The 13,152-nt window shown below is 28.8% G+C and carries 9 protein-coding genes; 3 read left to right on the top strand and 6 right to left on the bottom strand.

What is annotated here, in order from left to right; genetic code table 11:
- Positions 1 to 17 precede the first annotated feature (17 nt).
- Positions 18 to 2,120, top strand: a complete 2,103-nt coding sequence (locus QZ306_RS09020) for a methyl-accepting chemotaxis protein (protein WP_295163273.1) — start codon at positions 18 to 20, stop codon at positions 2,118 to 2,120.
- 62 nt (positions 2,121 to 2,182) lie between these two features.
- Here the strand turns inward: QZ306_RS09020 and mnmH are convergent, their stop codons facing one another.
- From mnmH to QZ306_RS09005, 3 genes are all read right to left on the bottom strand, one after another.
- Entirely contained in the window at positions 2,183 to 3,217 is a 1,035-nt protein-coding gene (mnmH, locus tag QZ306_RS09015; RefSeq protein WP_295163271.1) for a tRNA 2-selenouridine(34) synthase MnmH, read from the bottom strand.
- Positions 3,218 to 3,308: 91 nt separating this feature from the next.
- Positions 3,309 to 3,968 carry a hemolysin III family protein gene (locus QZ306_RS09010; protein WP_295163269.1) on the bottom strand — a complete coding sequence of 220 codons (660 nt, stop codon included), beginning with the start codon at positions 3,966 to 3,968 and terminating at the stop codon, positions 3,309 to 3,311.
- A gap of 243 nt (positions 3,969 to 4,211) precedes the next feature.
- Positions 4,212 to 4,826, bottom strand: coding sequence for a hypothetical protein (locus tag QZ306_RS09005; RefSeq protein ID WP_295163266.1), 615 nt, complete (start codon positions 4,824 to 4,826; stop codon positions 4,212 to 4,214).
- A 181-nt stretch (positions 4,827 to 5,007) separates the two neighbouring features.
- Here QZ306_RS09005 and ricT point away from each other — a divergent pair, with 181 nt between their 5' ends.
- Positions 5,008 to 5,982, top strand: coding sequence for a regulatory iron-sulfur-containing complex subunit RicT (gene ricT / locus QZ306_RS09000; protein ID WP_295163264.1), 975 nt, complete (start codon positions 5,008 to 5,010; stop codon positions 5,980 to 5,982).
- A gap of 21 nt (positions 5,983 to 6,003) precedes the next feature.
- Positions 6,004 to 7,002 carry a tryptophan--tRNA ligase gene (trpS, locus tag QZ306_RS08995; RefSeq protein WP_295163261.1) on the top strand — a complete coding sequence of 333 codons (999 nt, stop codon included), beginning with the start codon at positions 6,004 to 6,006 and terminating at the stop codon, positions 7,000 to 7,002.
- A gap of 774 nt (positions 7,003 to 7,776) precedes the next feature.
- Here trpS and murF read toward each other — a convergent pair.
- The 3 genes from murF to QZ306_RS08980 all read right to left on the bottom strand — a co-directional run bounded on the left by murF (position 7,777) and on the right by QZ306_RS08980 (position 13,111).
- Positions 7,777 to 9,150, bottom strand: a complete 1,374-nt coding sequence (murF, locus tag QZ306_RS08990; RefSeq protein WP_295163259.1) for a UDP-N-acetylmuramoyl-tripeptide--D-alanyl-D-alanine ligase — start codon at positions 9,148 to 9,150, stop codon at positions 7,777 to 7,779.
- 71 nt (positions 9,151 to 9,221) lie between these two features.
- Positions 9,222 to 11,039, bottom strand: coding sequence for a family 10 glycosylhydrolase (locus QZ306_RS08985; protein ID WP_295163257.1), 1,818 nt, complete (start codon positions 11,037 to 11,039; stop codon positions 9,222 to 9,224).
- A gap of 20 nt (positions 11,040 to 11,059) precedes the next feature.
- A complete protein-coding gene (locus QZ306_RS08980; RefSeq protein WP_295163255.1) occupies positions 11,060 to 13,111 on the bottom strand; it encodes a sugar-binding protein in 2,052 nt (683 codons plus the stop codon).
- Positions 13,112 to 13,152 lie beyond the last annotated feature (41 nt).

Raw genomic sequence — 13,152 nt, 5'->3', positions numbered from 1 at the left:
ATTTCTGGAGATTAAAAGTGAGAAAGTTGCAATCATTAAAAGTTAAAATATCTTTCTTTGTAATGCTGATTATTACTATAATGACAACCACATTAGTCATATTGATAATTAATATAGGCTCTCAAGGAATAAAACGTTCAGCTATATTTGGTTTTGAATCGAGTACAAAAGTATATGCCAGAATGATTAATATATGGCTAGAACAATCAGTATATACATCCGAAGCTATAAGCAGAGGATATACTCAATTAGCATCTTTTCTTCAAGATCCTACACCTGAAAACAGAAGCATTCTTGAAACTGCTTTAAAAAATGTTACAAGAAATAACATAAGTATGGAAGGTATTGTGGTTCTTGATAAAAACGGAAATGTAGTGGCTGACACCTTGGACGGAATAGTTGCTAATTCTCCGAATAAAAGAAATTTCAGCGGTATGCCTATATGGAATAAAATTATGTCGGGACAGTCAGCTGTACATCATACCGTAGATCCTTTTCCAGCTGATAATAATATGTATGTTGTGAAAATTTTTTCTCCTATAAAGGATGCTGCAGGAAGCATAATAGGCGCAATTTCTATAATGATTGACTGGCATGGATTCATAGATGAGGAATTAAATCTTGTTAAATTCGGAAATACAGGACACCCTTTTGTTATTGATCTTGACAGATGGGTTATTGCAGACCCTATTCCTTCTCATATAAGAAACAATGTTTTAAGAAATGCTGATTATATAAAATATGCCACTGAACATGAATCGGGCTACTACGAGTTTAATTCTCCTTTTAACGGCAGAGCTTCTATCGCAACCTTTTACAAAGAGCCTATATCAGGCTGGTCTGTTGTTATGAGTATTGAATCAGGCGAACTTTTTTCAAGTATAGATACTATGAAAAAATACGCTACTATAGGCACGGCTATAATTATTATATTAACATGTGTAGTCATAGCATTATATATAAGTAAAATAACATCTATACTTCATTTACTCTCTTTAGATTTAAACAATCTTTCAAAAGGAGATTTAAGCTGGTCTATTTCCCCTAAATTAAAAAACAGAAAAGATGAATTCGGAGAAATAGCTGTTTCTTTAAAAAATATTCTGGATCAGTTAAATGAAAAAGTAAAAATAGTATATGAAAGCGCCTACACAGTAAAATTATCCGCTGATGAGATGGCGCAGAAAAATATAGATCTTTCAAACAGAACTGAAAATCAGGCTTCTGGACTTGAAGAAACAGCTTCATCTATGGAGGAAATTGCATCCACAATAAAATCATCTGCCGAACATACATTAGAAGGCAATAATATGATGATAAACTCCAGAAAGGCTATTGAAGAGGCAGGAAGAGTTATAGAAGAAAGTACAAGAAATATTGAGGCTGTATATGAATCCAGCTCTAAAATCAGCGCAATTACAAAAATAATTGAAGATATAGCTTTTCAGACTAATATACTTGCTCTTAATGCCGCAGTTGAGGCTGCGCGTGCAGGCGAACAGGGAAGAGGTTTTGCTGTTGTCGCTTCTGAGGTTAGAAACTTAGCTCAGACAACTCAGACTTCCGTTAAAGATATTACCAGCTTGGTTGCAGACTCAGAAGAAAAAATTGCTGCTGCTACGGAAACTGCAAAGGAATCAAAAGAAATATTCCAAAATTTAAGAGTTCAGATAGAAGAAACTGCAAAAATTATACAGGATTTAAGTTCTACAGCTATGGAACAGCAGGCAGGAGTTGATCAGGTTAATATAGCAATTACTCAAATGGATATGAGTACTCAGCAAAATGCTGCTTTAGTAGAAGAGTCTACAGCCACTTCAGAAGTTTTATCCTCAAAAGCAGAAGAATTAGTAGCATCTATGAGATTTTTCAAATTAAGAGGAAATAATAATACAAATACAACTGAAAGAAAAAAAACTTCTCATAATACCGATAAAAAAACTGTTTATGAAAGTAAGCCTAAGCCTTCATCAGCAAGAACCGAATTAAAAAGCCCTGTAAAAAAATATCATGAAGAAAAAATTGTGCCTCAGGCTTCTTCAAAAACTTTAAAAGACAATGAATTCGGAAATACTTTTGACACATCTAAAGATACTTCAGAAGGTTTTGAATCATTTTAAATTAATATTCATATAAAAATAAAAAAGCTTTAAGATTATTCTTAAAGCTTTTTTTATGCTTATTATACAATCACACTATTTACAATTAATTCGACTATATTATCAAAATTCTGATGACTGCATTTTATATGTATAAGTCTGTTTTCATTTATGCTGAGTTTATACGCCCTATCATAATAATAAAGCATATTAAGAACGCATTCATAAATTTTTCCGCTGTCAAGCAATTGGATAGAATCTTTTAATCTTTCACCGCCTAAACGCTTTTTTATTCTATACATTGATTCCCTCAAATCATCAATATTATAATTTCCGTAAGTATTAACTATATATTCGGCTCTGCATTCCTGAGGTATATCTAAATATATTATTTTTTCAGCATCTCTCATGCAATTAAAAAGCGGTTTTGGTATAGCTCTCCTGCCTATAAGCAGACTTTCATCTTCAAACCATAATATAGAATCTGAATCATATTTTAAAAGCTCAAATGATAAAATATTTTCAAACTGCTCCTGACTTGGCTGTTCCTCTTCTCCTATCCAGCCGAAAGCGGATCCCTTATGCTTAGCTATTTGTTCTAAATCTATTATATTATATCCTTTATTTTTTAATTTTTTCAATATAAGCGTTTTTCCGCTTCCAGTTTTTCCAGTGAGTAAATAAATTCTATATTTTTTTTCAAATGAATTTAAAACATAATTTCTATATCTCTTATATCCGCCGTCCAGCACATAAACATCATAACCGTAATTTGAACAAAGCCAAGCAACTGATTCGCTTCGCATACCTCCTCTGAAACAATGCATAAGTATTTTATTTGTATTGTTATAATTCCTTGCTATATTATCAATGCTTTTTAACATATCAGTCATTTTTTCACAGGCATATTCCAAACCTTTTATAAAAGCTTCTTTTGAGCCTATCTGCTTATAAATAGTGCCTACATTCTTTCTCTCTTCATCGCTGAATAAATAAACATTATGCGCATTTGGAATATGGGCATGATTATATTCTATTGGAGAGCGTACATCTATTATGGGAATATATTCTTCTTTATGCAAATAAAAAAACTTATCTATATCAATACGATTAAACATTTATGCTCCGTTATTATAAAGTTAATATATAATACAGATAAAACAGAAAATGTAAAGAATTTTATTATATAAAAAATATAGTTATAATAAACTATATAACATAACTATATAAAAACCAATAATGAGCAAAGGATCCCGCCAGTACAAATATATGAAACACATCATGGGTAAACTGCCTGCTTTTATCATTGAATTTCTTGCCCATAGCATATAAAAAAGCTCCTATTGTATAAAATATTCCGCCGTATATAAGCCAATTTAAATTTGAAATATCAAATCTATTTATAAGAGGCTTAAAAGCAAATATTATTATCCAGCCCATTAATATATATAAAATAACTCTCAAAGCAAAATTTTTATATTTTATAACGGTGTTTGACAATATGCCTATGAAAGCGCATGACCATATAACTAATAGAATCAATAAACCTATATTTTTAGGAAGCGAAAAAATGCATATTGGCGTATAAGTTGCGGCTATAAATAAATATATTCCTATATGATCAAATTTTCTAAATAACTGCTTTATTTTTCCGTTAGGAAAGAAATGATACAAAGAACTAAATGTATATAAGAATATTATTCCAATACCATAAATGATTATAGGTAAGGCATTTGCATTGGATTTTATTAACATTAGAACCAGCCCTGCGATACCTAGCAAAGCTCCTATGCTATGAGATATTGCAGAATAAAGCTCCCCTATTTTCTTTTTTTTGATTATATTTAAACTATTATAATTATTTTCCATAAAATTATTCCTTTACATTAATATTTATAAGCAGCTGATTACCGTATACATAAGCCTTTCAATTAATATATAATTGTTTTAAACTATTAAATTGAAGCAGACATTAATAAATATATTATTCATTAGATATAATTATAAATTATTATAAATATTAAAGAAATAAATAAAAATAACTATAATTTAAAATAATTAATAGCATATTATAACTATAATACACTAAATATAAAACATTTAAAACATTAATTAAAATAGTTTTCCTATAAGTTCCAATCTATTCCAATCTATTTCATGCTCTGTCGGTACTGGATAGGAAGACCAATCCACATTCACTGCAGGTATCCATTCATTGCCGTATGAATATCCGTAACCATTTTTTCTAAGCCAATGATTTAATCTGTCTTCATAATCAGAATCATATATTTTTGCTATATATAATATATCCTCATTTACCATAAATCCTATAGGCAGATAAATACTTTTATCAGGAATTTTCTTTGAAAAAAAATAATCTATATAAAATATGTCATAATGACTTTTTTCTAAAACATCTTTATATAAATCTAATGAAGGCAGGCTTTCTATAATATAATTTTTTAAAGTATATTTTTTATAATAGAATGCCTGATTATTCTGCTTCATCAAGAATAATGTATATTTAATTTTATCCTTATATCCGTATATAGTTAAATTCATGTTACCTTTTTTATCAAATCTGTATATATTCTGATAAATATCCGATGACGCTTTATTTTTTATAAGTTCTTTCCAATATAAAGCATTATCTGTTTTTAAATAAATTTCAGGCGCAGTTATGCAAGAAATCATAGAAAATAACAATAATATTAAAAAAAATTTCATAATCTGCTACTATACGCCAATAAAATATATCATATACTATATAAAATATTTATCAATATTTTTTATATTTTAATAATATATATTTTTTTCGCTATTATTATAAAATAATACTTGCAATTATATCAACTTAAAAATAAAATAAAGTAACTTTAAATTTTATAATAATATAACGGAGAGTATGATGATAAAAAATATAGCTCATATAAAGTTTAGAGGCTCCAATATAGGAAAATTTGAGCATCTGCATATAGGAAATATAAAAATAAAAGATGCATGTGTGATAGAAACAGATGAGGGCATAGAAATAGGTCAGGTATTAAACTTTGAGGATATAGATATAGATTCATTAAAAAAAGAAGAAAATACGGATGATAATGATTATGAATCATTGTTTGAATATAATGAAAGTTTTTCAGAAAATGATATATCGGAAGAATTAAAAGATATTGCCGCCAAAGAAGAAAATAATAGTATAAAAACTAAAAATAATAAAAATAAGATATTCAATATTTTAAGAATAGCTGATGAAAAAGATATAGAGCAGCATAAATTAAATGAAGAAGATGCCGCCGAAGCCTTTAAGATATGCAGAGAAAAAGTTAATAATCATAATCTGGATTTAAAACTAATAAGTTCTTATTATTTTTTAGACAGAGCAAAGCTTTTATTTGAATTTATAGCTGAGGAGAGAATAGATTTCAGAGAATTGGTTAAAGATTTAGCGGCGCATTTTAAAACCAGAATAGAACTAAGGCAGATAGGCGTAAGAGATGAAGCCAGATCAATAGGAGGATGCGGAATATGCGGAAGAGAATTATGCTGTAAGGTTATAAAAGGAAAATTTGAAACAATAACTATAAAAATGGCAAAGGAACAGGGAATGCTTTTAAATACAATGAAAATATCGGGGCAATGCGGAAGGCTTATGTGCTGCTTAGCTCATGAATATAAGGCTTATTGTTATTTAAAAAAAGATCTGCCTAAAATAGGAACTAAATTAATATTTAACGGAACACATTCGATAATCAAAGATTTGAATCCGATTAATAAAAAATTATTGATAGAAACCGATGATAAGAAGCTTATTTATATAAATGCAGAAGATTTAAAAACCAATGCCGAAGGTTTTTTAACAGTAAATATAAAAGTACAATAAAATATAAAACGGAGTTATGATATGTCAAAAAAAATTATGCTAAGCGGAATACAGCCAACAGGCTCGCTTCATATCGGTAATTATTTAGGAGCTTTAAAAAATTGGGTTAATATACTTGATGAATACTACGGATTTTTTTGCATAGTTGATTATCATGCTATTACTATAGAATATGATGCTTCCCAAATGAAGAAAAAAATTATGGATGCGGCTGTTGAATATTTAGCTTCAGGGCTTGATCCTGAAAAATGCTCAATATTTGTGCAATCAGATATTAAAGCACATACCGAATTAGCTTGGATATTTAACTCTATTATACCTGTAGCAGAACTTGAAAGAATGACGCAGTATAAGGATAAATCAAAAAAGAATGCCGAAAATATCAATGCAGCTCTTCTAACCTATCCCTCATTAATGGCTGCCGATATTCTGCTTTATCACCCCGATATTGTGCCTGTAGGAGAAGATCAGCAGCAGCATGTAGAGCTTACCAGAATGATAGTGAGAAAATTTAATAACAGATACGGAGAATATTTTAAAGAGCCGAATACTTATCATGGCAGGGTTTTAAGAATATTGGGGTTAGATGGTAAAAATAAAATGAGCAAATCTTTAAATAATCATATAGCATTATCTTTAACTGCAAAAGAAACCGAGAAATTAATAATGCAGAAAGCTATGACAGATACCAATAGAAAACTTAAAACCGATTTCGGAAATCCTAATATATGCAATGTCTACAGCTATCATAAAATTTTTTCAGATGAAGATGAACAAAAAGAAATTTATGAAGGATGTAAAAATGCTTCCATAGGCTGCGTACAATGCAAAAAAATGCTTGCCGAAAATATTAATAATGAATTAGCACCTGTAAGAGAAAATATTATTAAATATTCCAAAGACAAGGATTATGTTTATGATGTGCTTAAAGAGGGAGCAAAAAATGCCTCTGAAACAGCTGAAAAAACATTATATGAAGTAAGAGATTTAATGGGCTTAATTGACAATAAAAGAATATAGTTATAAAAGAACTTGTATAAAATACTATTTTTTATTAAAAAATTACCCGCTTAATTTTTTTCAAGCGTTATAAATTTATTGTCAAAAAATTTAAACATTCCTATATAATTATCATCAGTATGCATAATGTTTCCGTCTTCAAGATTTAAATTATTTTCTATAATGCTTCTGATAATATTATTAATATATTTATTATGCTGCCGGCTTCTCTTACAGTTTTATAAGCCATAATCTCATATTTAGCAAAATTTCTAAGTCCCTCAGTATAGGCATGATTTCCGTTATTATCAGAAAAAACATCTGCTCTAATAAATAAACAGGAAAATATTTATTATTTTTAATATATTCATTCATCTCAAATAAGTATCTGCTGCCTGAAATAAGTAAATTAATATCCCCTATCAGAACTGCTGATATGCTGTTTTGCCTTATTATAGAATAACAAACCTTGCTGAAAGTTAAAGCAATATCTTTAAGACACCTATCAAAAGATTAAGCCTTAATTGATAAAAATGACTTATGATTTAATATTTTTTCTTTTGTTTCATTATCAATATCATTATAATTTATTAATATTTCAGCTTCATTATAAGGAACATTGAAAGGGGCAAATTCATATTAAAAATAAATGCCATGAGCATCAAATTTATTTTTATTTTTATAAGATAGTATATTTACATCTATATTCCAATATTGTTTTAATTGATATGAAAAACTGCTTAAGTTTTTATCATTTAATATATATAAGCTGTTATAGAATTATTTTGAATTATATTATTCATCTGTACTGACTTTTCTATCATAATTCAGAGAATCTATTATTACAGAAAAATACATACCTAATGAAGCCTTTATCAGCATTGCAGTATCATCTTTTAAAAATTCATGTACTTTTTCTATGGAACTTTCAGCATCTTCAAAATAATATTTCTCACAATTAACAGTATTATAAATATACTTTGAATGCTTCCCAACTGCTATAACAGTATTAATATTTTTTAAATTATTGATAAAATCTCCTATATATTTATGATAAGATGATTCTTCAGTTTCAGTTTCAAGCATATCTCCTATTACTGCAATTTTTTTTGATTCTCTTCTTTGAGATAAAAATTTAAGCATATTTTTTAATGCTGCAGGATTTGAATTATAGCAGTCATTTATTATATTAGAGCCTTTTATATTAATTATCTGCATTCTATTTTTCTGAGATTTATAATTTCTTAAAATATCGGTGCATTTTTCTAAATCAATATTATAAAGTTCTGCAGTTTTCAAAGCCGATAATATATTATGAATATTAAAATCTCCGATTAAATTATGCCTGAAAATTATTCCTCTGTATTCAAATCTATTATCATCTTTCTTTATTATTTCTTTTACATCAGCCTCTATTATATTTTTTATATTATTTCTTTCAGCTTCTTTTTTTAATATATTAACGCAGTTAGTATTTTTATTTATTACGGCGATTGCATTTTCTTTAGCATGGTTAAAAATCTCAGACTTTGCATAAGCTATATTCTCTATAGAACCCAAATTAGCAATATGTACAGGCTCCACATTATTAATTATAACAGTGTCTGATTCCAGAGCTTCAGATATTCTTAATAATTCATTTTGATGATTCATTCCTGCTTCAATAATTGCTATTTCATAGCTGCCATCTAAATTAAATATAGTTTTGGGAACTCCTATTTCATTATTAAAGTTACCTTCAGTTTTAAGCACTTTATATTTTTCAGATAAAAAAAGATAGATTAATTCTTTAACGGTTGTTTTTCCGCAGCTTCCAGTTATTGATATTACCGCCGTGCTAAATCTTTTTCTATACTCTCTTGCAAGTTTTATAAAAAAAAGAACTGTATCATCGGCATAAAAAACAATGGCGTCGCTTGGAATATTTATACTGTTATCGCTTAATATAAAATATCTGCATCCTTTATTATAGGCTTCCAATGCGAATTTATTTCCGTCAAACTTATCTCCCTTTAATGCTAAAAATAATTTATCTAAATCAAAATTATCTCTGCTGTCTGATGATATTTCTAATTCTTTATGAAAATCTAATTCTTCTGTACTTTTACTGCATTCAGATTGCAATTCCCTGCTTACTTTTATTATATCTTTTAATGAAGTTTTACCCATAATAATATTTCCGATAAATTAATATTTTTAACATAATTAAAACATTTTTATAAAAAATTGTAAAGCATTAATTAAATATGCTTATTATTAGTAATAATTACAGCTTCGCTTTCATTATGAAGTCTGTCCAAAGCGGTAATATAATATATATAATTATTTTTCGGATTTGCTGTTTTATCATTATAAATAACTTTAGAATAGGCATTAAAATTCGTTCTTCTAATTTTATCTATCAATATTATATAATTTTCATCAATATTTTTTCTATAAAGCGCATAATATACAGATACTCCTTCCCTTGCGCAATTATATTTATCAGTATTATATTCATTAGGATCGGTGAAAGTTATATCTATAGAGTCAAATTTGTTTTTTATATATGCATTAGTCAAACATAGTGGAATATTATTTAAGTCTTTTATAGTATTCATAGCAGGCACTATAGCTTTGAATGGATAATTATTTTCTTTTAAATAATTTAAAGCCTTATAACCATACCCATGAGTAAAAATATCTTTTTTATACATGTTTCTGAGAGTAAAAAATACTGAGCCTTTTATATATCCTCTGCCTTTATTTCTGATATAATCAACCTGTTTTGACATCAAATCAATATCCTGCCATGGCTCAATATTTGTATTCCTTCCCATTTTATAAAGCGGATGACCTATATACAAATCTGCTAATTTTCCATTTGAAGATTTTTCAGCCTCTTTAATCCACCAATCTGCTATTATGTCAAAAGGAGCCGTTTCATGCCTATCAGTCCAATATATTTGAGGTATTAAAGCATCAACATACATTTTATTAATACCGTCTTTTTCTGTAGCAGAACTCAATGTTATAGTTTTTTCCCCATTAAGCATCCACAAAAGAACATCAGCATGCAATGCATCAAAATTCGGATTATAAGACCGAGTGTCGCTTCCGTATTTATATCCGTTATAATCAGAAAGCTTCTCTTTATTTCTCCAAACTCCTGCGGGAGAAACAGTCCATTTAACATAAGGCTTCCTCAATTTTATTTCTTTATATATAGAGCTTACAAGAGTATTAATATTATTTCTTCTCCAAGCATAAAGACCATTAACACCGTAATTATCATAATTAGTATTTTCTGCATCATATCCCTGATTTGAGGCATATTTTGAAGAACTGATTTTATCAGGCCAATATATGTATGTTTTATCGTCAATCATATTCTGATAAAAATAATCATCAAAATGAACACCGTCTATATCATAATTTTCAACAGCTTCAATAATAGATTCAATTACATATTCCGAGCTTATAGGCTCACCTGGATCCAAATAAAGCTTATCATCATACCAATGAACTGGATTTAAACCATTAGATACATAAACATGAATAAAATTTTTTTTTGAAAACTGTTCATCATATCTTTTATTTATATCATAAGACGCCGCTATTCTATAAGGATTAAACCATGCATGAACTTCTAAATTTCTGTTATGCGCTTCATCTATAATAAATTTCAGCATATCAGTTTCAAAAGGATAATCGTCTCTTTCACTTGCAGCATCTTTTCCGAAAAAATATCTGGTAACTGGATTTATTTTTGAAGGAAATATTACCCCCGCATCGGGCTTCACCTGTACAAATACCGCATTAAAATTATTATTATAAATTGTATCCAAATGCTTAACTGCAAGCCTTTTTTGTTCTTCCTCGCTTTTACCCTCAATAGGCCAATCAATATTATTAACAGTAGAAAACCAAACCGCTCTGAACTCTCTGTACATAGGATTTAATGTTCTGTCTTCCGATATTTCTTTTATCAGCATTGATTTTATTTTATCTGAAATAACAGTTTTTCTACAAGACAATATCAATAGTATAATAAAAATAAATACAGATAACTTTTTCATAAATTTTATTTACTAAAATATTATATCAAAAAAGAATAATATTTAATGTTTCCATCAGTATCTGTTACTTCAATGGTAATGGAACCTATATCCGTATCATCTATATTAATAGTAAATGTTTCACTAATAGAAGCCAATAAGCCGTTGTCTGGAACTATATAATTCCATTCTCCCGCTATAGTAGAATATCTGACAGTTTTAATAAAAGATAATTTATCTTCCACTCTGAATGTAATTTTTTTATCAGCTCCGCTTACAGAAACATTAAAGTCAAAAATTTCAGGAGGATCATTGTCATATTTAATATTAAATATTTCTAAAGATTTTGTTTTTATCTGACCTATGGGATTATCATGCTTATCGCTTGCCGTTATCCTGAAATCATAAATTCCCGAAGGAAGCAGATAGGAATAAAATTTAAAATAAGATGTTGTCAGATTATTAGCTAATTTTCTATAATTTTTCTCGCCTTTTAATCTGTATTCCAAATCATATACAAGCTTATCTCCATTAGGATCGGAGCCTTTCCAATATATCATAGCCTCATTTTCTTCCAGCTGAGGGCTTTTTACCGTTTCAGAAGATGAATTTTTTTGAATGTAGCTGGTGGTAAGCCCTCCATCTAAAATCTCAGGCTCCAAATTATTTTCAACATAAGTAAAATTTAATGAATTTAATACGGGTGTAACTTCTTTATCTGCAGTTTCCATTGTAACTTTAAATTGCATAAATCTGCCGTCAGGAACATTAAATTTTCCGTCAGCATCGGCAGCAGTAAATGCACTCCAGCTATTATCAACTCTTGCAGAATTTCCCGTTCTAACCTCTATATATATGTCAGATCCATCAGGAATAGTTGCCATACTATTCAGGCTTCCTAATCTGCTTAGAAGCTTTAAATCTAATGTATCGCTTGTATAACTTCCTTTATTAGGATAATTATGATTTATTTTATATATTTCACCCGTCTTTGATACTGCAAAATAGAGTCCGTTTTCAGCAGCAGTAAAAGTAGAAAGTATTTTATTTTCCAATCCTCCTATATAGGATAAAATTCCGTCGTTTCCGTTTATTTTATAAATATCGGCAGTATCTCCCGTCACAAAATATATATTATTATTTTTATCGCTGCTTAAAGCTAAAACTAATAATTGATTCAATAAAAATAATCTTCTTACAGTTCCGTTGGCATCTGCTTTATATAAGGAATTTCTAAATACATTATCGCTTTCATTTGCTCTTTTATCACCGTCTATTATAGAAGGCAGTATCAAATATGCCTCCTGTCTTGTAGCGGTTCCAAAATATAAGTTCCCAATATTATCCATAGTTATGGCATAAACTTCATTTTCTGCAGTATCATAAACAACATTATAAGAAGGATTTTCTAAATTTGTAGATAAGTCAATAGCCAATACAAGACCTCTTCCTGCTGTACCTACATAAAGCTTATTTTTTTTATTATCATAAAATAGAGACATAGCATGCTGTTCATCTGTTTTTAATATTTCTTTAATATCGCCGTTATTCTCTATTTTTAATACTCTTGCATTATCTCCGCCTGCCGCTGCAAATAAATTACCCTTATTATCAAATTTCATATCCCATACATAAGTATCATTCAGATTCTTTCTCCAAATCTCATTTCCCTGACTATCATATTTTATTATTTTAGAATAAGGACCGACAGCGGCATATACATCTCCTTTGCTATCGCTGATAACGGCAGTAAAGGCATTTTCATTAGTTTCAGATGCAAACAATATAAAATCAACTCCGTCTGCATTTCTTTTATAAAGCTCGGCGCCGCTTCCGCTTATAGCTGCAAACATAGTATCATCATCGGCGGTATATATTTTCCATATATCCTTTCTAGGAATTATGCCGTTTTTTTCTATAACAGGAGCCATAGTCAGACTGCCCTGTTCCGTAAGCATTATTCCGTCATAAACACCGTTATCATAGAATCCTTTTTTACTGCTGGATAATGTTTTAGTAACAACCCCAAAAATATTAACTGAGGTTAATATAAATATTAATTGAAAAGCAAATACAATCCTAAAGATTTTCATATTTTCTATCCCCTTCTATATCTTATATATATTTTTCTAAT

The sequence above is a fragment of the uncultured Brachyspira sp. genome (assembly GCF_910588665.1).
Classification (GTDB): domain Bacteria; phylum Spirochaetota; class Brachyspiria; order Brachyspirales; family Brachyspiraceae; genus Brachyspira.
Note: the sequence above shows the minus strand (reverse complement) of the source record. Positions and strands in the feature narration are given on the sequence as shown.